Source organism: Streptomyces griseus subsp. griseus (genome assembly GCF_003610995.1).
Lineage (GTDB): Bacteria > Actinomycetota > Actinomycetes > Streptomycetales > Streptomycetaceae > Streptomyces.
Genome location: NZ_CP032543.1, coordinates 2,159,868 through 2,185,725, shown reverse-complemented (window position 1 = coordinate 2,185,725; position 25,858 = coordinate 2,159,868). Strand labels below are relative to the sequence as shown.

The window sequence follows — 25,858 nt, the reverse complement described above, 5'->3', positions numbered from 1 at the left end:
CGCAAGGCCCTTTCCCGACTGGAACGTCTCCTCAACTCGCCACCTCGACCCGGCGACGCGGCGACGCGGACCAGCGTGGCAAGGGGTGCCGGATTAGGTGAGGAGCAACGGTAGTAGGCCCGTTGGCCGGTGGTGCGGTTGCGGCGGATTAGCAGTTGGTGGTGGTTCGGTCCGGAGTCGGCCAAGTCGATGACTGCCCAGTCGTAAAAGCGGTGCCCTTTGGCGCCGGCCCCGGCCGACAGCTTCTGCCAGGCCCGGTTGGGCACCTTCGCGGCCAGCGCGTCGGCCCGAAACCTGCCCGCACCGGTGATGACGTCCGCCGAGGAGCGACGGCCAACACGAAGCCGATCCCACGCTCTTCCAGTGCGGTCCGCAGACGCGGGTTGCCGCCGTAGACCTCGTCGCCCGTGACCCAGTCCACGCGGTGTCCGGCGTCGAGGAACCGGCCGATCATACGGCTGGCCAGCTCCGGCTTGGTTGCAAAGGCGGTGTCCTCGGGGAGGCCGGCGGCCCGGCAGCGGTCCGGCTCACATGTCCACGAACGCGGGATGTAGAGCTCACGGTCCACCGCCGCGTGTCCGCGCGCTCCCGCGTATACGAGGTAGATAGCGACCTGAGAGTTCTCGATCCGGCCTGCGGCGCCGGTGTACTGACGCTGAACCCCGACCGTGTGGGTGCCCCTTTTCAGGTCGCCGGTCTCGTCGACGACGAGGACTGGCCGCTCATCGTGCAGCTGCTCCACGACGTAGTCGCGTACGTCGTCCCGAACCGCGTCGGCGTCCCAGGAGGCTCGGCACAGCAAATGCTGCATGCCGTGTGGTGTCGCTTCCCCGGCCCACTCGGCGATCGTCCAGCAGTTCTTGCGTGGCAGGTCCGACAGCAGCCCGAGCACCAGCCGTCCCGCCCGGCGCCGGGCCTCCACCCGCGCTAACCGTCCGGCTATGCGCCCCATCAGCTCCTCGAACGCTGCCTGCCAGCGGGCAGGGTCTACGCTGTGACCTGCGGCCACCACATGATCGTTTGTCTTCACACACCGATGATCAACGGTGGCCGCAGCCATACCGGTCAGGAGGAACACCATGCAGATCGCCGGCGTCGACATCTACGTCAATCACCCCGTTCTGCACCTCGGGGCAACCGACTGGGTGCCCCTCTCCCTCGCTCTGGACACCGCCCCCGCAGTCAGTTGAGACACTCACGTGGCCGTCCGGGTTCGACTCCAGAGAGGGCTGATCAAGGTGCGTCTCTTCACATCGCCTGATGATCCATCAGGCCCAACGCCCGAACCCGGAGTTCACCACTGTCTTCGACGGCCCCCTCCGACTGCCCGACGGGCGCATCGCAGTCGGCGATGTCGAGCAGCAGACCCGCTTCGTGCACCGAGTGGGCGACCGCGGCCAGTTCAAAGTACGCGTCGCAGTGAACACGCCGGGCCAGATGTCAACGCTATCGACGTCGTTATCCCGAGTAAATGACCCGCGAGACGCCCATCCCAGCATGAGGCCGCTCAACGCGCGGCGGCCGCACCGCGATCAAGATCTACAGCTGGAGTACTAGCCGGGAGTTGTGCAATTAGTGGTGGCACTCTTGAGGGGAAAGATATACTGTTCGGTGATTTTATGGGCTGGCCATTAATAATTTTTTTGCGTGGCAGATGCGCCTCACCGAACTGCAGGGGGGATATCGACCCGTCTGGAATAGCTGACGTGGTGGTACATTCATGCGACTCTTTCAGTTTTCCGTCGTGGGTATCGCTAGCGGAGTGAATAAATCAGCCCGTAGGTGTTCGATCGTGCTGGGCCTCACCCGCGAAATTCATGCCTTCAAGTTCAGTCTCAACACCACACTTCCTTCTCCGGCATGACACGCGATAATATCGCTATTGAAGTAGTGGCAAATTCAGGCGAAGTGAGGGTGGTCGAATGCGAGTTAGCTACCGATGAATTACTGAGGTTGAACTCGTGATGTCGCGTGGTTGCTCAGGTGGGTCGGTTGGTCAGACCGGTCTCGGCGAGGCAGCCGCCTATGGGGTCGCTGCGGTACTGGACGTGTCGTAGGCCGCGTCTGATGCGCTGGATGAGGTGTTCGGGGGTGTTGAAGGCGACGTTGGAGAGCCAGCCACGTCACAGGAGGGACCAGATCCCTTCGACGGGGTTGAGGTCGGGTGCGTAGGGCGGCAGGTAGTGGATGGTCAGCCAGTCCCGTGCCTCGGCGAACTCTCGGAGGTCGGCGGCTTTGTGGACGTTGAGGTTGCCCCAGAAGAGCACGATCGGGCCGCCGAGCTGTTGATGGGCGGCGATCAGCAGGTCGCGGTAGTCGCGCCAGGAGAAGCTCTTACGCGCGTCGCGGCGGCCGTCGTCCCGGCGTGGTCGGTAGATCAGCCGGGATCGGCGGCCGGGTTTGCAGCAGGCCAGCGCGGCGATGGCTATCCGCCTGCGGGAACGGCCGCGGACCCGCACCACCGGGGTCCGCCCGCGCTGGGACAACGTCTTCGCCTGCGGGGCGTCATGGAGAATCCGGCTTCGCCCTCGAAGACCGGCCAGGCTCCACGGGCCGCCGCGAGTCTTCCGCGCAGGGCCACACCTCCTTGACCCACCCGGCCACCGCGTCGTCGTCCCGCTCGATGACGCGTCGGGCCGGGACCTGGCAGGACCAGCCGCTGCGCACCAGCAGTTTCCGCACACCCTGGATGGTGTAGGTCAGATGGAAGCGTCGGCCGATCACCGTCCTGATCCGCGAGAGCGTCCATCGCTGGTCCTCCCAGCCGTGCGCGGCCGGCGCGTCGGCCAGCTCAGCCCCTCCAGCTGGGCGAACTGCTTCTTGCCCAGCCTCGGCAGCGACGCCGGCCCCTGCGACCGCAGAGCCCGCGGGCCGCCCTCGTCCCACATCTGCCGCCATCGCTGCACAGAGTGGACGCTGACCCGCAGGTCCCTGGCGATCACCGAGCTCGTGCCCTGGGCGAACCGCTCGGCCGCCCTGAGCCGTAACTCCTCGCGGAACTGGTGCCGTTCGGGGGTCAGCCCGCCCCCTTGTGGATACTGCATGCCTCCGGTGACACCGCAGGGAAGGCGAGCCGTCAGCCTCTACGACTCCACCAGATCAACCTCAGTAGGTGGTGTCCCCCTCCTTTCGAAGGGGCGGGCGTAGGCGGTAGCCGATGTCGGCCGGGCCCTACCTTCGGCAGGAGGTGGACTGTGCGGGCCGGGACAGAGGCCGACTCGGGAGACCCCGGTTTGACCCCCACACCCCCGCCCCGTAACCTTGACCCTCGGTGTGTTTCCGTACGCACCTACCCCTGAGCACATCCCTCCCGGTAACGGTCGGTGTTCGCGCCGTCCGCCAGGAGAGGCCGCTCATCCTTCCGGATCGGTGCGGGCTTCGGCCCGTGCGAGCGGCTGGCATCAGGGGATCCGTTCCGAGCGAGAGAGAGATCCGCGTGTACGCCATCGTGCGCAGCGGTGGTCGCCAGCACAAGGTTGCTGTCGGCGACATCGTTGAGGTTGACAAGATTTCCACTGCCAAGGTTGGCGACACGGTCGAGCTCTCGACCCTGCTCGTTGTCGACGGTGACGCGGTCACCAGCGACCCGTGGGTGCTGGACGGCATCAAGGTCACGGCTGAGATCGTGGACCACCACAAGGGCGCGAAGATCGACATCCTTCGCTACAAGAACAAGACCGGCTACCGCCGTCGCCAGGGTCACCGCCAGCAGTACACGGCGATCAAGGTCACCGGTATCCCCGCGGCTGCGAAGTAAGGGACTGAGAACACATGGCACACAAGAAGGGCGCATCGTCCACTCGGAACGGGCGCGATTCCAATGCTCAGCGGCTCGGCGTGAAGCGCTTCGGCGGTCAGGCCGTCAACGCCGGTGAGATCCTGGTCCGCCAGCGTGGCACGCACTTCCACCCGGGCACGGGCGTCGGCCGTGGCGGCGACGACACGCTGTTCGCGCTGACCGCCGGTGCGGTGGAGTTCGGTACGCACCGTGGCCGCAAGGTCGTGAACATCGTTCCGCTCGCCGTCTGATCCTTTTCGACGCGCGCAGAACGGCACACAGCACCTTCCGAGGGCGGATCTCAGCTTTCCCGGCAACCGGGGAAGCGGGTCCGCCCTCGGCGTGTTACGACAGAGACAATTCCGTATTTTCCTGCTGTACCTGGAGGCACCAACCATGACCACCTTCGTGGACCGCGTCGAGCTGCATGCCGCCGCGGGTAACGGAGGCCACGGCTGCGCCTCCGTACACCGTGAGAAGTTCAAGCCGCTGGGCGGCCCCGACGGGGGCAACGGCGGGCGCGGCGGCGATGTGATCCTCGTCGTCGAGCAGGCCGTGACCACGCTGCTGGACTACCACCACAGCCCCCACCGCAAGGCCACCAACGGCCAGCCCGGCGCCGGTGACAACCGTTCCGGCAAGGACGGCCAGGACCTGGTCCTGCCCGTCCCCGACGGCACCGTCGTCCTGGACAAGGCCGGCAATGTGCTCGCCGACCTCGTCGGCCAGGGCACCACCTTCGTCGCCGGCCAGGGCGGCCGCGGCGGCCTCGGCAACGCGGCGCTCGCCTCCGCCCGCCGCAAGGCCCCCGGCTTCGCGCTGCTGGGCGAGCCGGGTGAGAGCCGGGACATCGTTCTCGAGCTCAAGACCGTCGCCGACGTGGCCCTCGTCGGCTACCCGAGCGCGGGCAAGTCCTCGCTGATCTCGGTGCTCTCCGCGGCCAAGCCGAAGATCGCGGACTACCCCTTCACCACGCTCGTCCCCAACCTCGGCGTCGTCACCGCCGGCTCCACCGTCTACACCATCGCCGACGTCCCCGGGCTCATCCCCGGCGCCAGCCAGGGCAAGGGGCTCGGCCTGGAGTTCCTGCGCCACGTGGAGCGCTGCTCGGTCCTCGTACACGTCCTGGACACCGCGACGCTGGAGTCCGACCGCGACCCCGTCTCCGACCTCGACATGATCGAGGAGGAGCTGCGGCTCTACGGCGGCCTGGACGACCGGCCCCGCATCGTCGCCCTCAACAAGATCGACATCCCGGACGGCCAGGACCTCGCCGACATGATCCGGCCCGATCTGGAGGCCCGCGGCTACCGCGTCTTCGAGGTCTCCGCGATCGCGCACAAGGGCCTCAACGAGCTCTCCTACGCGCTCGGCGGGATCATCGCCGAGGCGCGTGCCGCCAAGCCGAAGGAGGAGGCGACCCGTATCGTCATCCGGCCCAAGGCCGTCGACGACGCGGGCTTCACCGTCACCCTGGACGACGAGGGCATCTACCGGGTGCGCGGCGAGAAGCCCGAGCGCTGGGTGCGCCAGACCGACTTCAACAACGACGAGGCCGTCGGCTACCTCGCGGACCGGCTCAACCGCCTCGGCGTCGAGGACGCCCTGATGAAGGCGGGCGCCCGGGCCGGCGACGGTGTGGCGATCGGCCCCGAGGAGAACGCGGTCGTCTTCGACTGGGAGCCGACCGTGAGCGCCGGCGCCGAGATGCTCGGCCGCCGTGGCGAGGACCACCGCCTGGAGGAGCCGCGCCCCGCCGCGCAGCGTCGCCGCGACCGCGACGCCGAGCGCGACGACGCGGAGAAGGAGTACGACGAGTTCGACCCCTTCTAGCCAGGATCGGCTTCGGACGGGCGAGCCCCGGCCTCTGGCCGGGCGAGACCGCTTCAGCGCGGTCCCGGACGGCTCGGTTCCCTGTGGAGCCGGGCCGTCCGGTAGCCTCGCCCCCGGATGCCGGCCAGGCCGGCCGCTGTGGCGGTCACACCGGGTGGCCGGGCCACGGGATGTGCCGATTGCGCAACACCTCTGTGGGGTCGATCACCCCGCGTACCGGCCCCGTACCATCCAACCTCCCTGACCAGAGGGTGAACTGCGGGTTTCCGTGGGACGAGCGGCGGACGACGTCCACCTTGCGAGACGGTCACGGAGAGTGCGACCATCACACTGTTCCCTCGTCATAGCAAGGTAGGTCGTCTGTGTCTGTGCCGCACGAAGCCAAGCCCCGGACCACAGCGGTCGTGCTCGCCGGTGGAACCGGTCAGCGCGTGGGACTGTCGATCCCCAAGCAGCTGCTGAAGATCGCCGGCAAGGCAGTCATCGAGCACACGCTGACCATCTTCGAGAACGCCGAGGACATCGACGACGTCATCGTGCTGATGGCGCCGGGTTTCGTGCCCGACGTCGAGAAGATCGTCGCCAAGGCCGGACTGACCAAGGTCACCCGGATCATCGAGGGCGGCAACACCCGCAACGAGACCACCGAGCGTGCCATCGCGGCCCTCGGCGAGGGCTTGGCCGAGGGCGAGGACCGCAACGTCCTCTTCCATGACGCGGTGCGCCCCCTGCTGTCACAGCGTGTGATCAAGGACTGTGTCGACGCCCTCGACCGCTACGACGCCGTCGACGTCGCCATCCCGTCCGCGGACACGATCATCGTGACCCGCACCCACGGCGGCGACGGGGAGTTCATCACCGAGGTCCCCGACCGCTCCCGGCTGCGCCGCGGCCAGACCCCGCAGGCGTTCAAGCTCTCCACGATCCGCAAGGCGTACACGATCGCGGCGGGGGACCCCAACTTCCAGGCGACCGACGACTGTTCGGTGGTCCTCAAGTACCTCCCCGACGTGCCGATCTACGTGGTCGCGGGCGACGAGTACAACATGAAGGTCACCCAGCCGGTCGACGTCTTCATCACCGACAAGCTCTTCCAGCTCGCCTCCACCGCCGCCCCGCGCCAGGCCGACGAGGCTGCCTACCGTGAGCTGCTCTCCGGCAAGACCCTCGTCGTCTTCGGTGGTTCGTACGGGATCGGCGCCGACATCGCCACGCTGGCCGAGAACTACGGCGCCGACGTCTACGCCCTGGGCCGCTCCACCACCGGCACGCACGTGGAGAACCCCGAGCACGTCGAGGAGGCGCTCTCCAAGGCGTACGCCGAGACGGGTCGTATCGACTACGTCATCAACACCGCGGGCGTCCTGCGCATCGGCAAGCTGGCCGAGACCGACAACGCGACGATCCAGGAAGCCCTGAACGTCAACTACCTGGCCCCCGTCCAGATCGCGCGCGCCTCCTACAAGTACCTCGCCGAGACCCAGGGCCAGTTGCTGCTCTACACCTCCAGCAGCTACACCCGCGGCCGCGCCGAGTACAGCCTCTACTCCTCCACCAAGGCCGCCATGGTCAACCTGACCCAGGCGCTCGCCGACGAGTGGGCGGGCGAGGGGATCCGCGTCAACTGCGTCAACCCCGAGCGGACCGCGACGCCGATGCGCACCAAGGCGTTCGGCCAGGAGCCGGAGGGCTCGCTGCTCTCCTCGGAGGCCGTGGCGCGCACCTCGCTGGACGTGCTGCTCTCCGCGCTGACCGGCCACGTCATCGACGTACGTCAGCAGGACCCGACGGCCGGAGCCTCCGCGTCCTCCGGTTTCGAGCAGGCGCTGGCCTCCGTGCTGGACCGTCAAGAAGATGTGTAATAATTCTTGACAATTGTGCTTATTCGGGCCTCTGTTATCGCTTAGCGCGATCACAGAGGCCCGTATGCGTGAAGCCGCACCTTCACATTTCCCTCAATAGGTGAATCAAACCGGCACCCCCCTGGAGCAGGTTCTTCGTGATTTCGACAGCCATTCGCCTGGCCCGCGTGGGCAGCAGGTCAGAACTGGCGGCAGCGTTGTTGATGGGGCTGGGATATCCCTGCGTCATGCTCGCCGCGCTCATTCCGAACGTCTGGTTCTTCGCGGCGGCCACGGCTGTCACGTACGCCGCGGACTGGTATCTGCATCAGCGGGGGAGCTATCTGGTCAACCGGCTCAGCAAGGTGCGGGCCGGGCTGCCGATCCGCTTCCTGCTGCGCCAGCTGATGCTCATCCTGCTGCTGGCCCGGCTGGACCTCGCCGAGGAGCCGCTGTTCTACACGGCGGTCGCCACCTTCCTGCTCTTCTACGGGCTGCAGGCTCCGCACGGCGCCCTGACCACCCTGATCCGGCTCCGCCGCACCATGCCGGTCGTCACCCGCAACGTGGACCTGCACGCCGTACGCATCCCCGACGCCCCGCCGGGTGCGCTGCTGCGCCGCTGCGCCGAGAAGATGCTGCACCTCGACATCCCCGCGATGGTCGGCATCCTGATCGCCGCCGGGACCCGCGAGTACGTCGTCGGCTACGTCGGCGCCGCCCTCACCCTGGTGCTCGCCCTGGCCTACCTCGCGGCGCTCCTGCCGTACGTACGCCGCGGCGCCCTGGTGCCCCCGGCCGCCGCCGTGCTCAAGGCCGTCGACACCTGGCTGCGCGAGTACCAGCCGACCGTGGTGCTCTACTTCTCCGGCTCCAACGAGTCTGCCTACCAGGGCAACATGTGGCTGGACACCATGGCCCGGGTCGAGGGCCGGCCGCTGATCGTCATGCGCGAGCGCGGACTGGTCCCGCAGCTGGCCGAGACCTCCGTCCCGGTGATCTGCGTCCCGGCGGGCACGCACCTGATGAACCTGGACCTCTCCACCGTCCGGGTCTGCCTGTATCCGGCCAACGTCGGCAAGAACATCCACATCCTGCGCGTGCCGACCATGAAGCACGTCTTCATCGGCCACGGCGACAGCGACAAGCTCGCCAGCGTCAACCCGTACTCCAAGGTGTACGACGAGGTCTGGACGGCCGGCCGGGCCGGCCGCGACCGCTACGCGCTGGCCGACGTGGGCGTCCGGGACGAGGACATCGTCGAGGTCGGCCGCCCGCAGCTGGAGCCCATCAAGGGCTGGACGGGCACGGTCAAGAACCCCATCCCGACCGTGCTGTACGCCCCCACCTGGGAGGGCTGGGACGACAACCCCGGCAACACCTCCCTGCTGCTGGCGGGCGAGAACATCGTGCGCCGGCTGCTCGCCGCCGACGACCCGGTCCGGATCATCTACAAGCCGCACCCCTTCACCGGCATCCGCAGCGCCAAGGCCAAGGCGGTCGACGCCCGCATCCGGGGCATGCTGGGCAAGGCGGCCACCGAGCGGGCCGCCGAGCCGCGCTGGGCGAAGGAGGCCGAGCGGGCCGCCGCCGCCCACAGCGCCGCCAAGGCCGAGCTGGTGCGGATCGACGCCCGCCTCGCGGAGCTGGCGGCCGTGGGCCGCTCCGGCGGGGACGACGCGGAGGAGTCGCGGGTCTCGCTCGCCGACCCCGCCCGCGAGGCCGAGGCGGCGCAGCTGCGCGCCGGCTGGAACGACGCCTACTGGCGCTCCTTCGGCTGGTGGGAGCACCGTACGGTGACGGGCGCGCAGCCCAAGCTGTACGACTGCTTCAACGAGTCCGACGCCATGGTCTCGGACATCTCCAGCGTGGTCTCCGACTTCATCGCGAGCGGCAAGCCGTACGCGGTCACCGACTCCGCGGGGCTCGGCGCCGAGGAGTTCAAGCGGCAGAACACCGCCGTACGGGCCGCGGTCATCCTCTCCAACGGCGCCGGGGAACTCGACGAGCTGCTCGCCGCCGTCGCGGACCCGGCGGCCGACACGCTGGCCGGGGCGCGCCGGGAGCTGAAGACGTATCTCCTGGGCCCGGACGAGCCGACCTCCATGGAGCAGTTCAACGCCGCCGTACGGGCGCTCGCCGCCAAGGCCGAGGCCCGCAACGCCGGTGTCGCCCAGCGGATCGGCGACCAGGCCGTGGCCGTACCGGACAGCGAGGCGGTCACCAGCGGTGTCGGCACGGGCGAGCCGGAGGCGCTGGCCGACGCCGGTGCCGACGCGGACCCGGACGCGGCGGTGGAGAGCGAGGCGGAGAGCCCGGTCACCGAGGGCACCTCGGCGGCGCGCTGACAGACGTACAACCGGCCAGCAGGCGCACACCTGATCGAACTGGCCGAAAATGAGGCAACCTCGACGGCGACCCGTACGTCTCCCCTCAGGGAGGGATGTACGGGTCGTTCGGCGTGTCGAAGCACAAAAGGGTGCAGAGTCGGGCAATCCACCCTCTTTCGTGATGAAATCGACAGGTGCGCAGGGACGACATGCCCAGGACGAACCACGAGCCCGATGTCAGTGTGATCATCGGAGCGTATGAAGCGATGCCCTACCTGGTCCGGTGCCTGGAGTCCGTGGAGGCCCAGACGATCGGCGCCGGACGCCTGGAGATCGTCGCGATCGACGACGGCTCCACGGACGGCACGGGCGAGTACCTGGAAGAGTTCGCCGCCCGTACGGCGATCCCCACGCGCGTCGTCCGGCAGCCCAATTCCGGTGGCCCCAGCGGCCCGCGGAACACCGGCCTGGAGCTCGCCCGCGGCCGGTACGTCTTCTTCCTCGACGCCGACGACTACTTCGGCGAGGAGGCCCTGGAGCGCATGGTCGCCATGGGGGACCGGGCGGGCACGGATGTGATCCTCGGAAAGATCGTCGGCGTCAACCGCGGTGCCGCGAAGTCGATGTGGAAAGAGACCGTGGAGCGCGCCGACCTCTACGCGTCCAACATCAAATTCACGCTGAGCGCCCAGAAGCTGTTCCGGCGCGACCTCCTCGTACGGCTCGGCATGCGCTTCGACGAGAAGCTGAAGACCGGCGAGGACGCCCTGTTCACCATGGAGGCGTATCTGCGCGGCAACGGCGTCTCCGTCGTCGCCGACTACACCTGCTACTACCTGGTGGGCCGCGAGGACCGCAACCAGATGACCAAGAAGGGCAGCTACACCCGCCGCTTCGACTCCGCCCGCGCCCTCATGGGGCTCATCGCCGACCTGGTGCCCGCCGGACCCCGCCGGGATTCCCTGATGGTGCGTCCGTTCGTCATCACGCTGCTGCCCCAGTTCGGACCCGGACTGGTGAAACAGTCCGCCGCCGTCCGCACGAAGAAGATGGCGCTCGCCGCCCCCCTGATGGACGCCTACTGGACACCGGAGCTGGGCCGCCGTCTCAAGGTCCACGAGCGGCTGCGGCTCACCGCCCTCGCCGAAGGGCGACTCGACCTCCTCCTCGACATCGCGGCCTTCCTCCGTGACAAGAAGCAGCCCGAGGTGGTCCGCCGGGACGGCCGGACCCTCCTGGCCTACCCGCACTTCGAGGAGGCGGGCAAGGGTTCCGTACTCCCCGAAAGCGCCTACGAGGTGGCCGTCACCGAATGGGCCGGCGGCAAGCGGATCGACCCGCCGCGCCCGAAGCCGCACGTGTCCTTCGCCCGGCGCGTGGTCCGCAAGGCCCGCCGTACGGTGCTGACCGCCCTGCGGGCTCCCCGCGCACACCGCGTCTGACGCCGCCCACCTGCGGACCCGCCCCGACCAGGGCCCGGGGCGGGTCGATCCTGTGATTGGTGTCACGCCATACTGGGGTGCAACCATGAGACCGTTGTAGACGTCTCATTTACGCCCCGTCTTCCAGGGGTTCATCATCTGCACGTCCCCCCGGAAAGGCCCTCCCCCCGTGGCGTCCCTCGAAGCGATCCCCGAAGAGCTCAGCCGGCTCATGAAGTACTTCCCGGAGACCCCGGCCGAGGAGCGCCCTGCCTTCCACAGCGCGGCCAAGGACTTCCTGGACAGGGCCGCTCCCAAGATCGTCCGGCAGTTCTCCCCGATGGCCCGGGTCAAGTGGCACCTGGCGGCCAGCGGGCGGGGCGAGGAGCTGGCGGGCCTGCTCCACTACGAACGGGAGAACCCGGGCGCCTTCTCCGTCAAGGGTTTGCGGCGGGCCCGCATCGAGCTGCCCGGCATCGAAAGCTCCTCGCTGCCGTCCTCGGTGCGCAACTTCAACCGCAGCGAACTCCCCGTACGCGGAAAGCTCCTGGACCTCGTCTGGGAGGACGGCAAGCTCGTCGTCAAGGGCTACGCCTACATCCCCAACGTCCCCTCGGCCACCGGCAAACGCTCCCTGCGCGTCGCCGTGCTCCGCCGCCAGGGCAGCCGCTCCACCCTCCCGCTGCGCCTGCGCACGGTCGAGGAGCCCCGCGCCACCACCGAGGCCAAGGGCGCCCTGCACAACTACGACTGGTCCGGCTTCGAGATCGGCATCGACCCGGGCCGGCTGCGCGTCCGCGGCCAGTGGCAGTCCGGCACCTGGCGCCTGGGCATCGGCATCCCGCGCCCCGGCGGCATGTCCGTGGGCAGCATCACCAAGAACAACGCCGGCGCGGCCGGACACAGCTACACCCGCTCCCTCGACGACGGCGTCCGGCTCGTCGCCGGCTTCGACCGCAACCGGCTCAAACTCACCGTGGACGTCGTCCCCGCCGAGATCGACTCCCAGAAGGTGGACGGCGACACGCTCACCGTCACCCTCCGCTCCCGCGTGACGGCCCCCGCGGGCAAGTACCCCACCGCGCTCCGCATCGACCACGAGCCGAGCGGCTACGCCACCGACCTGCCGCTCCAGCAGACCGGCACCGGCGACGACGGCTGGCTCCGCCACACCGCGAAGCTGCCGCTGGCCGACCTCCCCGTCGACGGCATCACCCCCGGCAAGTCCCGCAAGTACCGCGCGCTCATCGTCTTCGCCGACGGCACCACCCGCCGCGCCACCAACGGCGAGAACCTGAACACCGGCGTCCACCCGCTGCCCGACGGGCGCGAGTTGGCGATCCTCACCGACGGCGCCGGGAACTTCACCCCGCAGCTGCGCACCGTCCAGCCGGTCGTCGACAGCGTCGAGTGGACCGCCGACGGCGAGCTGCTGCTCTCCGGCGCCTACACCGGCCCGGCCGAGCAGATGAAGATGGTGCTGCGCCACACCGGCCGCAACGAGGACCGCCCGCTGCCCGTCGACTTCGCCGACGGCCGCTTCACCGCCCGCCTGCGCCCCGACACCATGCCCACCTACGAGGGCACCGTGCCGCTGCGCGCCGGCCGCTGGATGCCGCGCCTGCGCCTGCGCACCGAGTGGGACCACACCCGCGACCTCCCCGTCACGCTCCGCCCCGACCTCGTCTCCGTGCTGCCGCTCTCCCACCGGGGCGAGCGCCGCACGTACACCGTGGAGCGCCTCGACTTCGACCGGCTCTTCATCGAGTCCGGCCCGGTCCTCGGCCCCGAGCTGCGCGGCGCCTACCGCCAGCGCCTCATGCGCGACGTCTACACCCCCGAGCAGCGCAAGCTGCCGCTGCGCGAGGCCGTGCTCTACAACAGCTTCGGCGGCAAGCAGTTCTCCGACTCGCCGCGCGCGGTCTACGAGGAGCTCAAGCGCCGGGGCACCGACGTGGAGCACATCGCGATGGTCCACGACCAGCAGGTCGTCCTGCCGCCCGGCGTGCGCGGCGTGGAGTGGGGCAGCACCGAGTGGTACGAGGCGCTGGCCCGCAGCCGGTACGTCGTCACCAACGGCGGCATCCGCGAGTGGTTCGTCCGCCGCGAGGGCCAGGTCGTCGTCCAGACCTGGCACGGCACCCCGCTCAAGCGCATCGGCGCCGATCTGCTCGGCACCCCCAAGGCGAACCTGGCCTACATCGCGAGCCTCCCGCAGCGCTCGCGCCAGTACAGCCTGTTCATCACGCCGAACGCCTTCACCACCCCGATCATGACCAACTCCTTCCGCCTCCAGTGCGAGGTGCTGGAGGCGGGCTACCCGCGCAACGACGTCTTCCACGCCCCCGACCGCGTCAAGCGCGCCGCGGCCGTACGGGAGAAGCTCGGCATCCCCGCGGGCAAGAAGGTCGTGCTGTACGCGCCCACCTGGCGCGACGACCAGCGCTACGGCGGCCGCCGCTTCAAGCTGGACAACCAGATCGACGTCGAGGCCGCCCGGCGCGAGCTCGGCGAGGACCACGTGCTGCTCTACCGCAAGCACCACAAGGTCCTCGACTCCATCCCCGGCGCCGGACAGGGCTTCGTCCACGACGTCACGTACTACCCGGACATCGCCGACCTGTACCTGATCGCCGACGTGCTGATCACGGACTACTCCTCGGTGCTGTTCGACTTCGCCCACTCCGGGCGGCCGATGCTCTTCTTCACGTACGACCTGGAGCACTACCGCGACACCCTGCGCGGCTTCTACTTCGACTTCACCTCCCGCGCCCCCGGACCGCTGATCAAGACCTCCGAGGACCTGGTCGCCGCGATCCGGAACATCGACGAGGTGAGCGAGGAGTACAAGGAGAAGTACGCCCAGTTCCGGGTCGACTTCTGCGAGCCCTCCGACGGGCGCGCCGCCGCCCGCGTCGTGGACCGGATGCTCGCCGTCAAGGACGAGCAGCAGCGCTGATCCACCCCGGCCGCCCCACGGCTGTCCACCGGGCGAAACCGGCGGGCAGCGGGGGCGGTCGCTCGCGTACTGTGCTGTGCCGGGGGCGGCACGTACGCCCCGTGCAGGACACCGGGGCGATCCAGAGCGAGGAAGCACGTGGCAGAGCAGAGGCCGTCGGACCGTATGTCGTCGGACGGCGCGGCACCGGGCCGCGAGCCGTCGGACCGTACGCCGTCGGGCCACAGGCCGGAAGTGACCGGCGCCCGCAGGATCGTCGTCAAGGTCGGCTCCTCCTCGCTCACCACCGCCTCCGGCGGCCTCGACGCCGACCGCGTCGACGCCCTCGTCGACGTCCTGGCCAAGGTCAGGGACGGCGGCGAACGCGAGGTCGTCCTCGTCTCCAGCGGAGCCATCGCCGCCGGGCTCGCCCCGCTCGGCCTGGTCCGCCGCCCCAAGGACCTCGCCCGCCAGCAGGCCGCCGCCAGCGTCGGCCAGGGCCTCCTGGTGGCCCGTTACACCGCCTCCTTCGCGCGGTACGGCGTCCGCGTCGGCCAAGTGCTCCTCACCGCCGACGACACCAGCCGCCGCGCCCATTACCGCAACGCCTACAGCACCCTGGACCAGCTCCTGGAGATGGGCGCCGTCCCCGTCGTCAACGAGAACGACACCGTCGCCACCGACGAGATCCGCTTCGGCGACAACGACCGGCTCGCCGCCCTCGTCGCCCACCTCGTCCACGCCGACCTCCTCGTCCTCCTCTCCGACGTCGACGGCCTCTACGACGGCCCGCCCGGCACCCCCGGCGCCTCCCGCATCGCCGAGGTCACCGGCCCCGACGACCTGGCGGGCGTCACCATCGGCAGCGCCGGCAAGGCGGGCGTGGGCACCGGCGGCATGGTCACCAAGGTCGAGGCCGCCAACATCGCCACCGCCGCCGGGGTCCCCGTCGTCCTCACCTCCGCCAGCCGGGCCGCCGACGCCCTCGCGGGCCGTGACACCGGAACGTACTTCCACCGCACCGGCCGCCGCTCGGCCGACCGGCTCCTCTGGCTCGCCCACGCCTCCACCCCGCAGGGCGCGCTCACCCTGGACGACGGCGCCGTACGGGCCGTCGTGGAGCGCCGCACCTCGCTGCTGCCCGCCGGGATCTCCGCCGTCGAGGGCGAGTTCAGCGCCGGCGACCCGGTGGAGCTGCGCGACCTGCGCGGCACCCCGGTCGCGCGCGGACTCGTCAACTTCGACGCGAAGGAGATCCCCAGCTGCTCGGCCGCTCCACCCGCGATCTCGCCCGTGAACTGGGCCCCGCCTACGAGCGCGAGGTCGTACACAGGGACGATCTGGTCATTCTCACGCCCCGCCTCACTCCCTGAAACGGCTGAAAGTCCCGCCATCGGGCAGGGACCTTTACCAAAACCGCCCCAGACCAGGCCGTGGACTGGTCCACTTTGTAGCGGGGAAACAGGGGTCCGCACAGCAACACATCACAGGAGGCCGCCGGTGAGACGAGCGCGCCCGGGGGCGTCGCCCCGAGGCACGGGCAGCCGCGCCCTGACGAGTGTCGGAGCGGGGGCTGATTTCGACCGGAACCCGCCCCTGGGAGGCACCGCCGAACAGGAGCCGGTGACGGCGAAGCAGGAAGAGCGCCCGCAGTCGAAACTGTGGCACATCACCCTCAGCGTCTCGGGGGCCGAGACCCCGCTGGCGGAGGTCAGACGCGGCCTGGAACAGCTCGCGCACGACCACCCCTTCCTGCTGACCAGCCGTTACGCCAACGACCACGCGGAGATCCGCTACTGGGAAGAGGCCCGCGACCTGCACGACGCGGCCGCGGTCGCGCTGCGGCTGTGGGGCGAGCACCGCTCCAGCGCCCAGCTGCCGCCATGGAAGATCGTCGGCCTCGAAGTCATCGACCGCGAGACGTACCACCAGCGCATCGCCGAGGGGTACGGGCCGCCGCCCGCCGCCCCCGTGGGCGTACACCCCTACTGAAAGCCCCCAGGCGAGGCGTCCGCCCCCCGGGCCGGCCGTCTCGCATCACGGGATACGTGCCGTATGCCCGCAGAGTGCGCATTACTCTGCGGGCATGACCACGCTCTCGCCCTACGACAACCTGTCCCCGGTCGCGCAGACCGCCTACCGGGCCCGCGCCGCCGCCGCAGATATCGCGCCACTTCCGCGCGCTGCCAAGGACGACGCGCTGCTGGCCATCGCCGACGCCCTCGAAGTACGGACCGCCGAGATCGTCGAGGCCAACGCGCAGGACGTGGAGCGGGCCCGCGAGGCCGGTACGAGCGAGGGCATCATCGACCGGCTCACCCTCACCCCGGAGCGCATCCGCGCCATCGCCGCCGACGTCCGGGACGTGGCCGCACTGCCCGACCCGGTCGGCGAGGTGGTGCGCGGCTCCACGCTGCCCAACGGCATCGACCTGCGCCAGGTCCGCGTCCCGCTCGGCGTGGTCGGCATCATCTACGAGGCCCGCCCCAACGTCACCGTGGACGCCGCCGCCCTCTGCCTGAAGTCCGGCAACGCGGTCCTGCTGCGCGGCTCCTCCTCCGCCTACGCCTCCAACACCGCCCTGGTCCGGGTCCTGCGCGACGCGGTCGGCGGCTCGGGCCTCCCCGCCGACGCGGTGCAGCTCGTCCCCGGCGAGAGCCGCGACTCCGTACGGGAGCTGATGCGGGCCCGCGGCCTGGTCGACGTCCTCATCCCGCGCGGCGGCGCCTCCCTGATCCGTACGGTCGTCGAGGAGTCCACGGTCCCCGTCATCGAGACCGGCACCGGCAACTGCCATGTGTACGTCGACGCGGAGACGGACCTGGCCATGGCCGTCGACATCCTGATCAACTCCAAGGCCCAGCGCCCCAGCGTCTGCAACTCCGCCGAGACCCTGCTCGTCCACAAGGACGTCGCCGACGCCTTCCTGCCGCTCGCCCTGGACGCCCTGGCCGAGGCCGGGGTGACCGTCCACGGCGACGAGCAGGTCCTCGCCCACGCCGAGGGGACCAAGGCCACCGTGGTCGCGGCGACGACGGAGGACTGGGAGACCGAATACCTCTCGTACGACATCGCGGCGGCGGTCGTCGACTCGCTGGACGCGGCGGTGGCGCACATCCGGCTCTGGTCCTCCGGCCACACCGAGGCGATCGTCACCACCTCGCAGGCGGCGGCCCGCCGCTTCACGCAGCTGGTCGATTCGACCACGGTCGCCGTCAACGCCTCCACCCGCTTCACGGACGGCGGCCAGTTCGGCTTCGGCGCCGAGATCGGCATCTCCACCCAGAAGCTGCACGCCCGGGGCCCGATGGGGCTGCCGGAGCTGACCTCCACGAAGTACATCGTCACCGGCGACGGCCACACCCGGTAGCGCCCGCACCTGCCCGTCTACTCGTGGCCGGGCCCGCCCGCCTGCTCCTGCCCGGCCCTGACCCGCCCCGGTGTACGCCTGCGGGTCAGGGCCCGGCCGCATGTTCCCCTCCCGCCCGGCGGGCGACTTTCCGGAGCACCTGCCCAAAAGGGCCCGGCACGGCTACGCTGAATCCGTGCCGGACGACGTGGGGGGCAAGCCGTTCCCGGACGGCGGAGAGCCCGACGACGACCGCGGGGGCGCGGACAAGGACTTCGCCTCCGTGGTGTTCGACGAGGACTTCGTCCGGGCCGCCACCGTCCATGAACCCACCGCCGTGGAGCGGCTCCTCGCCGCCGCGGAAGCCCGCGCGCAGGCCGACGCCGCCCGGGCCCGCCGCAACCGCCGCCCCACGGACGGCGAATACGGCTCGTACGGGCGCTCCAGGGCCCTTCACGACCCGCAGGACCTCGACTACGACCCCGACGACGGCGACGATGCGGACCCGGGCGCCCACGGGCCGGGCGGCTACCGGGGCGCCGCCCGCTGGCACCGCCCGGTCGCCTGGCTGCTGGCCCTGGTGATGGGCGTCGGGATGGTCGCCCTCGCCTTCTCCGCCGTCTACCGGGGTGCCTCGGCCAACCGCCAGGACCCGGTGGCGCCCGTGACCAGCGGTGTCGACCAGCCCGGGGCGATTCCGCCGGCCGCGGGGGAGGAGCCCGGGGCGATGCCGCCCTCCGTGGTGGACCGCTCCCGCCCGACGGTCTCCGCCACTCCCTCCGCCTCCTGAGCCGCCCCGCGCCCGCCCCCGCACCGGGCGACCGGCCCGGCCGTCACCCGTACGGCGGTGCCCCCGGCCACCACTTCGGCCCCCTTCCAGCGTTTACGTACGCGCCGATCGACCTACTCTGAACATGTGACCCCTCGCTTCCCGGGGGGCTTCTCGCTGCCGGGCGCCCGGCAGCCGAAGCAGACCGTTGGGCACCGAGCAGACCCGGTGGTGCGGAGATGCGGGAGAGACGTCATGACAGGCCGCTCAGAACCGCCGAACGGCCCGCCCGAGAACCCCGAGGGCGGCGAGGACGAGTACCGCTCTCTCGTCTTTGACGAATCGTTCATCCGCAGTGCTCGCATGCAGGAGTTCTCGGCCCAGGAACGGATGGGCGAGCACGCCCGCGCCGTGCGGACGCTGCCGGAGCCGGTGCCCCCGGCGGGCCATGGCTCCAAGGCCGCCATCGTGCTGGTGGTCCTCATCGCCCTGGCCTTCGCCACCGCCGTCTACATCGGCTTCCGCAACCCCTATCCGCAGCCCGTCACCCGGCGGGCCGAACCGCTGCGGACCACCGTCGTCCCCCTCGCCCCGCGCGGAGCCGTCCCCGCCGGATCACCCGAGCTGCTCTACCGGGCCGCCCCGCTCTCCGGCTTCCGGACCGGCGCGGAAGGCATCAACTTCCCCTCCGTGCGGCGCACGCAGAACTTCTCCGACAGCCAGATCACCACCGCTCTCGCCACCGTCAAGGACTACCTGGTGGAGTCCTCGCTCAACCCGGACGTCCTCACCGGCCAGGTCCGCCGGCCCGTGGAACAGCTCCTCGACCCCGACCAGCGCGGCCAGTTCGAACGGTCCATGAGCACCCCCGCCGACGACGGGCTCCACGCCGCCACCGGCTGGCTCGTGCGCTTCGACCCGGCCCAGGTGGAGCTGGCGGACCCGAACGTGAGGGTCCAGGGCACCCTCGCGTACGCGGAGGACGGCGCGGGCACCCTGGAGGTCGTCTCGGACCACACCTTCACCTACGCCCTGCGCCCGGCCGAAGGCCCCCGCAAAGAGGACGGCGCCTCCCTCTTCACCGTCCGGCGCGAGCTGCACTTCCGCTTCGACCGGGAGGACCTGCGGCTGCACCGGCTGGAGCTGCGCACCGCCCACGTACAGGCCGGGCCGCAGTCCTGCTCGTCCGCCGCGGCCGGGACCCTGCGCCCGCTCCTGGCGGGGGAGCGGGCCGACCACCGGGGCCCCGCGGCCACGGACCCGTACGCGGCGGGCCGGCCCGCCGCAGCACTCTGCGGGACCCTGGCGCCGCTGGGAGCTGCCCCCGCCCCCGCCGGCCTCCCTACGCCTTCCGGGGCCCCTCCTCAGGCCCCTCAGGACCCTCAGTCCCTCCGGGAGTACCGCCCTCGTCCGTAGCGGAGGTGCCCTTGCCGGCCCCGGCCCCTCCGGTGAACTTGTCGCGCAGCTTGCCGCCCAGGTCCCCGGCGCCCCCGGCGATGTCCCCGACCAGCTTCATCAGCGGGTCCTTGCTGGTGCGCACCGTGTCGGCGTAATGCGAGGCCGATTCCCGGAACGAGTCCGTCACCGAGGCGTCCTTGTCCTCGTCGCGCCGGGGGTAGTGGCCGTCCATGATCCGCTGATAGTCCCGGGTCTCCGACCACTTCTTCAGCTCGGCGGCCCGCACCGTGGTGAAGGGGTGCGTCCGGGGCAGCACATTGAGGATCTTGAGGACCGAGTCCCGCAGGTCCCCGCCCTTCTCGTACTCGTCGGCCTGGGCGAGGAAGGCGTCCACATTCATCTCGTGGAGGTGGTTGCCACCGGCGATCTTCATCAGACCGCGCATGGAGGCCTGGATGTCCTGGCCCACGAGCAGCCCGGCCCGGTCGGCGGAGAGCTCCGACTTGCGGAACCACTCGCGCAGCGCCGTCACGATCGCCATGATCGCCACATTGCCCAGCGGGATCCAGGCGACCTTCACGGCCAGGTTGGTCAGGAACAGCAGTATCGTCCGGTACACCGAGTGACCGGAGAGCGCGTGGCCCACCTCGTGGCCCACCACCGCCCGCATCTCCTCCTCGTCGAGAAGCTCCACCAGGCCGGTGGTGACCACGATGATCGGCTCGTCCATCCCGATGCACATGGCATTGGGCTGCGGGTCCTGCTTCACGTACATCGGCGGGACCTTCTCCAGGTCCAGGATGTAACACGCGTCGCGCAGCATGCCGTTGAGGTGGGCGAACTGGGCCTCGCTCACCCGGACGGAGTCCGAGAGGAAGAGCAGCCGCAGACTGCGCTCCGGGAGCAGCCCGCTGAGCGCCTTGAACACGGTGTCGAAGCCGGTGAGCCGGCGCAGAGCCACCAGGGCCGAGCGGTCCGCCGGGTGCTCGTAGGCCCGGGAGGAGATCCCGGGGAATTGCCTGCGCGCCCTGCTCGGCACGTTCTCGTGACTGGTGTCGGTCATGGATGGCCCCCTGTTTGTACGAGACGTTGCTCGTCCCCCGGACAGAAACCAGCGTATGCGCTGGCGCTACGGTGTGCGGGGGGCTGTGGATAACTATGAGGAGCGCCCGAAATGCCGCACACCGCCGTACTGCTCGCCGCCGTCTCCGACCAGCAGGGACCGGGGGCCACCCTCCGGATCGTGCTGCTGGGCTCGATCGTCGGAGCGGTGCTGCTCGCCTGGTTCCTGCTGCGTGGATACCGCGACAACGATGACAACGACTGAGTCGGCGTGAGCGTGCCCGGAGGCCCCGCATACGATGTGCCCGACGTCTTCCTTCCGATTCACGATCGATAGGTCCTGCCGAAGATGAGCCTCACGAGCACCTCGCACCAGCTGGTCACTCTCGCCTCCGGTGGCGAGGGCGGCGGCAACCACGAAAGCCTCAACCCCTACGTCGTCGGCGCCGGCGCCTTCATCGCGCTGATGTTCCTGCTCTGGGTCACCACCCGCTTCAACCGCGACCGCTGAGACAGAGGCGTACAGCTGTGCCAGTAGGCTCTGCACGCATGGGAGAGCAGGAAGTGCCTACCGGCCCCGGCAAGCGCCGGATCGGCGTCATGGGCGGGACATTTGACCCGATTCATCATGGACACCTGGTGGCGGCCAGTGAAGTGGCCGCCCAGTTCCATCTCGACGAGGTCGTGTTCGTCCCGACCGGGCAGCCGTGGCAGAAGAGCCACAAGGCGGTCTCCCCGGCCGAGGACCGCTATCTGATGACGGTCATCGCCACCGCGTCCAACCCGCAGTTCTCGGTCAGCCGCAGTGACATCGACCGTGGCGGACCGACGTACACCATCGATACGCTGCGGGACCTGCGCGAGGTCCACGGCGACGCGGACCTCTTCTTCATCACCGGCGCCGACGCGCTCTCCCAGATCCTCACCTGGCGCGACGCGGAGGAGCTGTTCTCGCTCGCCCACTTCATCGGTGTGACCCGGCCGGGTCACGTGCTCACGGACGACGGTCTCCCCGAGGGCGGCGTCTCCCTCGTGGAGGTGCCCGCGCTGGCGATCTCGTCCACGGACTGCCGTGAGAGGGTCGCGCAGGGGGAGCCGGTCTGGTACCTGGTGCCGGACGGCGTGGTCCGCTACATCGACAAGCGCCAGCTGTACCGCGGCGACTGAGCCACGGAGAGGGGCACCGGTGAACGACCGACAGAACCCGTACGACCACGACCCGTACTACCAGCAGCCGCAGATCATCGGCTACGACGAGTACGGGCAGCCGGTGTACCAGCAGCAGGGCGGGCAGCAGTACGACCCCTACGCCGCCCAGCAGGGCCAGGGGCAGAGCCAGGCCCAGGACACGGGGTACGGATACGACCCGTACGGCCAGGCCCAGCAGCCCCAGGCCCAGCCCTACGACCCCTACGCGGGCCAGCAGCACCCCCACCAGCAGGACCAGGGCGGTCAGGGCGGTGGCCAGGGCTACGGTCAGGGTCCCGACCAGGGATACGGCCAGAGCCAGACGCAGGGCTACAACTACGGGGGCTACACCGACTACGGCTACGCCACCGGGCAGCAGCCCGCCGCCGTCGACACCGGCCAGTGGAACATCCCCCAGCAGGGCACCGCCCCCGCGCCCGAACAGGCATCGCAGCAGACCCCCCGGCCGACCCCGCAGCCCACGCGTGAGCAGGCCCCCGAGCCGGAGCCGACGGCCGAGGCGGACCCCGCCGTCCCCGGGCAGCGCGCCCCCGCACCTGACTACCGCACCGAGCAGTTCTCGTTCATCGAGGAGCCCGACGAGGACTCCGAAGACGTCATCGACTGGCTGAAGTTCACCGAGAGCCGCAGCGAGCGGCGCGAGGAGGCCCGGCGCAAGGGCCGCAACCGGATCATCGCCCTGATCGTCGTCGCCGTGCTCGTGGTCGTCGGCGGCGTCGGGTACCTCTGGTCCGCCGACATGCTCCCCGGCCTCTCCGGCCCGGAGGAGAAGAAGTCCGTCGCCGTCGGCGCCCAGCAGCGCGACGTGATCGTGGTGCACCTGCACAACACCAAGAAGGGCGGCACGTCGACAGCCCTGCTCGTCGACAACGCCACCACCAAGCAGGGCACCACCGTCCTGCTGCCGAACACCCTCGCCGTCGCCGGTGACGACGGATCCACCACCACGCTGGGCAAGTCCGTCGACGACGACGGCAGGACCGGCACCCGCGAGTCGATCGAAACCCTTCTGGGCACCAAGATCAGCGGCACCTGGCGGCTGGACACCCCGTACCTGGAGATCCTCGTCGAGCAGGTCGGCAACATCGAGATGGACACCGACATCGATGTGCCCGACGCCAAGAAGGGCGCCGCGCCCCTGGTGAAGAAGGGGGAGGCGCAGACGCTCAGCGGCCCGATGGCCGTCGCGTACGCCACCTACCTCGCGCCCGGGGAGGCCGAGGCCAAGCAGCTGGCGCGGTTCGGCGAGGTCATGCGCGCGGTGCTGCGCAAGATCTCGGAGGACCCCAAGGCCGCGACCGTCACCGTGGAGACGCTGGCGCAGGTCCTGGACCCGTCGCTGCCGGAGAAGGACCTCGGGGCCTCGCTCGCCACGCTGGCCTCACGGGCCAAGGTCGGCGACTACAAGACGGCGATGCTGCCGGTCCAGGACGACGGCACCCTGACCGACGCGGCCACCCGCAGCGTCGTCAAGGACATCCTCGGCGGCACGGTGAAGGCTCCCGAGGACGGCGCGCCCCTGAGGGTCGCCGTCCGCAACGCCACCGGGAACGCACGCGCCGGGGAGTCCGCCCGGATCACGCTGGTCAACGGCGGCTACGCCTTCGTGGACAGCGGCAAGGCCGAGGAGGAGGCCGAATCCGTCGTGATCTACCGGAGCGCCGAGGACAAGGGCAAGGCCTCGGAGGTGGCCAAGACGCTGGGGCTGCCCGCCGGTGCCGTGAAGAAGGGCGAGCCGGCCGCCAACGCGGACGTGTCCGCGGTGCTCGGCCAGAACTACAAGGTCAAGTAGCCGGGGCCAGGACCGGCAGGACCAGTAGTCGGGCCAGGACCGGCAGGACCAGTAGCCAGGGCCGCACGACCGGCTGTTCAGCGGCGTATTTCGTGGGCGGGAGGGGTTGTCGGCGGTCCGTGAGACCCTAGAGGTTGCATCCGACCGCCGACGAAAGCCTGCATGTGACCGCCACGGACCGCTCCATCGAGCTCATCAACGCCGCCGCTCAGGCGGCCGCCGACCGGCTCGCGCACGACATCATCGCCTACGACGTCAGCGATGTGCTGTCGATCACCGACGCCTTCCTGCTGGCCTCGGCCCCCAACGACCGCCAGGTCAAGTCGATCGTCGACGAGATCGAGGAGAAGCTCCAGAAGGAGCTCGGCGCCAAGCCGGTCCGCCGTGAGGGCGACCGCGACGCCCGCTGGATCCTCCTCGACTACGTCGACATCGTCATCCACGTCCAGCACAGTGAGGAGCGCGTCTTCTACGCGCTGGAGCGCCTGTGGAAGGACTGCCCGGAGATCGCCCTCCCCGAGGACGCGATCAAGACCCGCGGCAAGGCCGAGGAGCACGCACAGCTCAACGGCAGCACGGAAGGTGACCAGAGCTGAACGGCAGTCGCAGCGGCAGGGGCCGCAGGATCGTCCTCTGGCGTCACGGCCAGACGGCGTGGAACCTGGAGCGCCGCTTCCAGGGCTCCACGGACATCGAGCTGACCGAGGAGGGCGTCGGGCAGGCCCGCCGGGCCGCCCGGCTGCTCGCCTCGCTGAAGCCCGACGCCGTCGTCGCCTCCGATCTCCGGCGGGCGGCGGCCACGGCCGCCGAGCTCGCCGCCGTCACCGGCCTCACCGTGGACCATGACGCCGCACTCCGTGAGACGTACGCGGGCGCCTGGCAGGGTCTGACGCACGCGGAGATCGTGGAGCGGTACGGCGAGCAGTACGCGGCGTGGAAGCGCGGCGAGCCGGTGCGCAGGGGCGGTGGCGAGCTGGAGACCGAGGTCGCCGACCGGGCCGCACCGGTAGTCCTGGAGCACGCCGAGAAGCTGCCCGCCGACGGCACCCTCGTCGTGGTCAGCCACGGCGGCACGATCAGGACGACGATCGGCCGTCTGCTCGGCCTGGAGGCGCGCCACTGGGAAGGGCTCGGCGGGCTCACCAACTGTTGCTGGTCCGTCCTGGGCGAGGGCGCGCGCGGCTGGCGCCTGCTGGAGCACAACGCCGGCACGCTGCCGGAACCGGTGCTCGGCGACGACGACTAGCGCCCTCCAGGACGTCGTGCGCGGGCGTCCACGGCCGGATTTCACTTTCCGGCAGGTCACAGGCTAAAGTTCTTCTTGTTCGCAGCGCGGAAACGCAGGGAAACACGGCGGACAGCGGGGCTATAGCTCAGTTGGTAGAGCGCCTGCATGGCATGCAGGAGGTCAGGAGTTCAATTCTCCTTAGCTCCACAATCAGGATCCCGTCCCCGTCTGGGGGCGGGATCTTCTGCATAGGGGCGGGAAGCGGGCTGACCCCCTTGCGGGGTCATGGCAGAATCGGAGCGCCGGAGGGGGCGACGGACCGATCGGGAGGGAGCGCGATGCCTGCGAGTCGCGAACGCGTCCCCGACCTGCCCCTTGTCGCCATCTCGTCCCCCGGCCCCGTAGCATCCGAAGATCGATCCCGGCTCGGCTGTCCGTCCTGCGGTTCGTCCCACGTGGCCCAAGTCCTGGGCGACAACGGAGGGGTCTCCTACGTGTGTACGGCCTGCGGCCACAGCTGGAGCTGACTGATGGGTGCACACAGGCGTAAGTGCGACTGGTGCGGCAGCGGCACGCCCATTGTCAGGGACATGGACCCGATCAACTCCGAATACCAGTACTGGTGCGAGGAATGCGCCCGGGCGCTGATCATAAAAGGCGATCCCATCGAGACCTACCGGGAGCTCGAGGGGGAGCCGATCTACGGGCGGCTCCTGGAGGAGCACTGCACCCTCAAGCGCTTCTACTCCTTCGCCACGGCGTGATCCTCCGAGCCTCTGACCTGCGGCGGACGGTTCAACACCCGGGAAAATTCGGGCATATGCGTGCACAGTGGAAACGATTTGGTGAAGCACCGGGGGGACCGTGTAATGTTCTCGATGTCGCCAAGGGGAACCGGGCGGCAAGCAAC

Annotated in this window: 21 protein-coding genes, 1 tRNA gene and 3 pseudogenes; 21 read left to right on the top strand and 4 right to left on the bottom strand. The window is 69.9% G+C overall.

Annotation, left to right across the window (positions count from 1 at the left end):
• Nucleotides 1-148 precede the first annotated feature (148 nt).
• The gene (locus D6270_RS32930) at nucleotides 149-1,081 is read right to left on the bottom strand and encodes an IS701 family transposase (protein WP_225976819.1); all 933 of its coding nucleotides are present in this window, start codon (nucleotides 1,079-1,081) and stop codon (nucleotides 149-151) included.
• Between the two features lie 179 nt (nucleotides 1,082-1,260).
• Between D6270_RS32930 and D6270_RS32925 the strand changes: the two genes are divergently transcribed.
• On the top strand, nucleotides 1,261-1,557 hold the full coding sequence (locus tag D6270_RS32925; RefSeq protein WP_225976818.1) for a hypothetical protein: 297 nt from the start codon (nucleotides 1,261-1,263) through the stop codon (nucleotides 1,555-1,557).
• 422 nt (nucleotides 1,558-1,979) lie between these two features.
• Here D6270_RS32925 and D6270_RS10135 read toward each other — a convergent pair.
• Together D6270_RS10135 and D6270_RS10130 are read right to left on the bottom strand one after the other, a co-directional pair.
• Nucleotides 1,980-2,509, bottom strand: a pseudogene (locus D6270_RS10135) (transposase).
• Nucleotides 2,506-3,044, bottom strand: a pseudogene (locus D6270_RS10130) (winged helix-turn-helix domain-containing protein). Before D6270_RS10130 ends, D6270_RS10135 begins: the two co-directional pseudogenes overlap by 4 nt.
• Nucleotides 3,045-3,436: 392 nt before the next feature.
• On the opposite strand from D6270_RS10130, the gene rplU reads away from it, so the two are divergent.
• The 12 genes and pseudogenes from rplU (at nucleotide 3,437) to D6270_RS10070 (ending at nucleotide 19,675) form a co-directional block, all read left to right on the top strand.
• A complete protein-coding gene (rplU, locus tag D6270_RS10125) occupies nucleotides 3,437-3,757 on the top strand; it encodes a 50S ribosomal protein L21 (protein ID WP_003969204.1) in 321 nt (106 codons plus the stop codon).
• Nucleotides 3,758-3,771: 14 nt separating this feature from the next.
• Nucleotides 3,772-4,029: a 50S ribosomal protein L27 gene (gene rpmA / locus D6270_RS10120; protein ID WP_015608479.1), complete on the top strand. Its 258-nt coding sequence runs from the start codon at nucleotides 3,772-3,774 to the stop codon at nucleotides 4,027-4,029.
• Nucleotides 4,030-4,174: 145 nt separating this feature from the next.
• Nucleotides 4,175-5,611 (top strand): GTPase ObgE, encoded by a 1,437-nt coding sequence (obgE, locus tag D6270_RS10115; protein WP_109165719.1) that lies wholly within the window; start codon nucleotides 4,175-4,177, stop codon nucleotides 5,609-5,611.
• A 362-nt stretch (nucleotides 5,612-5,973) separates the two neighbouring features.
• On the top strand, nucleotides 5,974-7,473 hold the full coding sequence (locus tag D6270_RS10110) for a bifunctional cytidylyltransferase/SDR family oxidoreductase (RefSeq protein ID WP_109165720.1): 1,500 nt from the start codon (nucleotides 5,974-5,976) through the stop codon (nucleotides 7,471-7,473).
• Between the two features lie 227 nt (nucleotides 7,474-7,700).
• Entirely contained in the window at nucleotides 7,701-9,800 is a 2,100-nt protein-coding gene (locus D6270_RS10105; RefSeq protein ID WP_225976817.1) for a hypothetical protein, read from the top strand.
• 191 nt (nucleotides 9,801-9,991) lie between these two features.
• Nucleotides 9,992-11,224, top strand: coding sequence for a glycosyltransferase family 2 protein (locus D6270_RS10100; RefSeq protein WP_109167508.1), 1,233 nt, complete (start codon nucleotides 9,992-9,994; stop codon nucleotides 11,222-11,224).
• Nucleotides 11,225-11,393: 169 nt separating this feature from the next.
• A complete protein-coding gene (locus D6270_RS10095) occupies nucleotides 11,394-14,162 on the top strand; it encodes a CDP-glycerol glycerophosphotransferase family protein (protein ID WP_109165722.1) in 2,769 nt (922 codons plus the stop codon).
• A 234-nt stretch (nucleotides 14,163-14,396) separates the two neighbouring features.
• Nucleotides 14,397-15,514: pseudogene (proB, locus tag D6270_RS10090) on the top strand (glutamate 5-kinase).
• 250 nt (nucleotides 15,515-15,764) lie between these two features.
• Nucleotides 15,765-16,133: a DUF8830 family protein gene (locus tag D6270_RS10085; protein ID WP_151414664.1), complete on the top strand. Its 369-nt coding sequence runs from the start codon at nucleotides 15,765-15,767 to the stop codon at nucleotides 16,131-16,133.
• Between the two features lie 94 nt (nucleotides 16,134-16,227).
• A complete protein-coding gene (locus tag D6270_RS10080) occupies nucleotides 16,228-17,511 on the top strand; it encodes a glutamate-5-semialdehyde dehydrogenase (RefSeq protein WP_109165724.1) in 1,284 nt (427 codons plus the stop codon).
• Nucleotides 17,512-17,686: 175 nt separating this feature from the next.
• A complete protein-coding gene (locus tag D6270_RS10075) occupies nucleotides 17,687-18,280 on the top strand; it encodes an SCO2584 family spore wall biosynthesis protein (protein ID WP_109167510.1) in 594 nt (197 codons plus the stop codon).
• A 234-nt stretch (nucleotides 18,281-18,514) separates the two neighbouring features.
• Entirely contained in the window at nucleotides 18,515-19,675 is a 1,161-nt protein-coding gene (locus D6270_RS10070; RefSeq protein WP_109165725.1) for an SCO2583 family membrane protein, read from the top strand.
• On the opposite strand, the gene D6270_RS10065 is transcribed toward D6270_RS10070, so the two are convergent.
• Nucleotides 19,602-20,720 (bottom strand): M48 family metallopeptidase, encoded by a 1,119-nt coding sequence (locus D6270_RS10065; protein WP_109165726.1) that lies wholly within the window; start codon nucleotides 20,718-20,720, stop codon nucleotides 19,602-19,604. The two genes, D6270_RS10070 and D6270_RS10065, sit on opposite strands and share 74 nt — an antisense overlap.
• 111 nt (nucleotides 20,721-20,831) lie before the next feature.
• On the opposite strand from D6270_RS10065, the gene D6270_RS32920 reads away from it, so the two are divergent.
• The 8 genes from D6270_RS32920 (at nucleotide 20,832) to D6270_RS10035 (ending at nucleotide 25,712) form a co-directional block, all read left to right on the top strand.
• Nucleotides 20,832-20,984: a hypothetical protein gene (locus D6270_RS32920; protein ID WP_202418333.1), complete on the top strand. Its 153-nt coding sequence runs from the start codon at nucleotides 20,832-20,834 to the stop codon at nucleotides 20,982-20,984.
• An 84-nt stretch (nucleotides 20,985-21,068) separates the two neighbouring features.
• Nucleotides 21,069-21,230: a hypothetical protein gene (locus tag D6270_RS32915; protein WP_176727574.1), complete on the top strand. Its 162-nt coding sequence runs from the start codon at nucleotides 21,069-21,071 to the stop codon at nucleotides 21,228-21,230.
• 38 nt (nucleotides 21,231-21,268) lie between these two features.
• On the top strand, nucleotides 21,269-21,886 hold the full coding sequence (gene nadD, locus D6270_RS10060) for a nicotinate-nucleotide adenylyltransferase (RefSeq protein WP_109165727.1): 618 nt from the start codon (nucleotides 21,269-21,271) through the stop codon (nucleotides 21,884-21,886).
• 19 nt (nucleotides 21,887-21,905) lie between these two features.
• Nucleotides 21,906-23,720, top strand: coding sequence for an LCP family protein (locus D6270_RS10055; protein ID WP_109165728.1), 1,815 nt, complete (start codon nucleotides 21,906-21,908; stop codon nucleotides 23,718-23,720).
• A 164-nt stretch (nucleotides 23,721-23,884) separates the two neighbouring features.
• Complete coding sequence (gene rsfS, locus D6270_RS10050) at nucleotides 23,885-24,316, top strand: ribosome silencing factor (protein ID WP_109165729.1); 432 nt, start codon at nucleotides 23,885-23,887, stop codon at nucleotides 24,314-24,316.
• Nucleotides 24,313-24,966 carry a histidine phosphatase family protein gene (locus D6270_RS10045; RefSeq protein ID WP_109165730.1) on the top strand — a complete coding sequence of 218 codons (654 nt, stop codon included), beginning with the start codon at nucleotides 24,313-24,315 and terminating at the stop codon, nucleotides 24,964-24,966. Before rsfS ends, D6270_RS10045 begins: the two co-directional genes overlap by 4 nt.
• 116 nt (nucleotides 24,967-25,082) lie before the next feature.
• Nucleotides 25,083-25,155: transfer RNA gene (locus D6270_RS10040), tRNA-Ala, on the top strand.
• Between the two features lie 323 nt (nucleotides 25,156-25,478).
• Complete coding sequence (locus D6270_RS10035) at nucleotides 25,479-25,712, top strand: hypothetical protein (RefSeq protein ID WP_093693264.1); 234 nt, start codon at nucleotides 25,479-25,481, stop codon at nucleotides 25,710-25,712.
• Nucleotides 25,713-25,858 lie beyond the last annotated feature (146 nt).

Excerpts from the sequence above, each read along its gene's own strand:
- D6270_RS10100 (WP_109167508.1), top strand. The coding sequence starts at position 9,992 with ATGCCCAGGACGAACCACGAGCCCGATGTCAGTGTGATCATCGGAGCG.
- D6270_RS32915 (WP_176727574.1), top strand. The coding sequence starts at position 21,069 with ATGAGCCTCACGAGCACCTCGCACCAGCTGGTCACTCTCGCCTCCGGT.
- D6270_RS10065 (WP_109165726.1), bottom strand. The coding sequence starts at position 20,720 with ATGACCGACACCAGTCACGAGAACGTGCCGAGCAGGGCGCGCAGGCAA.
- D6270_RS32930 (WP_225976819.1), bottom strand. The coding sequence starts at position 1,081 with ATGGTGTTCCTCCTGACCGGTATGGCTGCGGCCACCGTTGATCATCGG.
- D6270_RS32920 (WP_202418333.1), top strand. The coding sequence starts at position 20,832 with ATGCCGCACACCGCCGTACTGCTCGCCGCCGTCTCCGACCAGCAGGGA.
- D6270_RS10080 (WP_109165724.1), top strand. The coding sequence starts at position 16,228 with ATGACCACGCTCTCGCCCTACGACAACCTGTCCCCGGTCGCGCAGACC.
- obgE (WP_109165719.1), top strand. The coding sequence starts at position 4,175 with ATGACCACCTTCGTGGACCGCGTCGAGCTGCATGCCGCCGCGGGTAAC.
- D6270_RS32925 (WP_225976818.1), top strand. The coding sequence starts at position 1,261 with ATGATCCATCAGGCCCAACGCCCGAACCCGGAGTTCACCACTGTCTTC.
- D6270_RS10105 (WP_225976817.1), top strand. The coding sequence starts at position 7,701 with ATGCTCGCCGCGCTCATTCCGAACGTCTGGTTCTTCGCGGCGGCCACG.
- D6270_RS10070 (WP_109165725.1), top strand. The coding sequence starts at position 18,515 with ATGACAGGCCGCTCAGAACCGCCGAACGGCCCGCCCGAGAACCCCGAG.
- D6270_RS10035 (WP_093693264.1), top strand. The coding sequence starts at position 25,479 with ATGGGTGCACACAGGCGTAAGTGCGACTGGTGCGGCAGCGGCACGCCC.
- rpmA (WP_015608479.1), top strand. The coding sequence starts at position 3,772 with ATGGCACACAAGAAGGGCGCATCGTCCACTCGGAACGGGCGCGATTCC.
- nadD (WP_109165727.1), top strand. The coding sequence starts at position 21,269 with ATGGGAGAGCAGGAAGTGCCTACCGGCCCCGGCAAGCGCCGGATCGGC.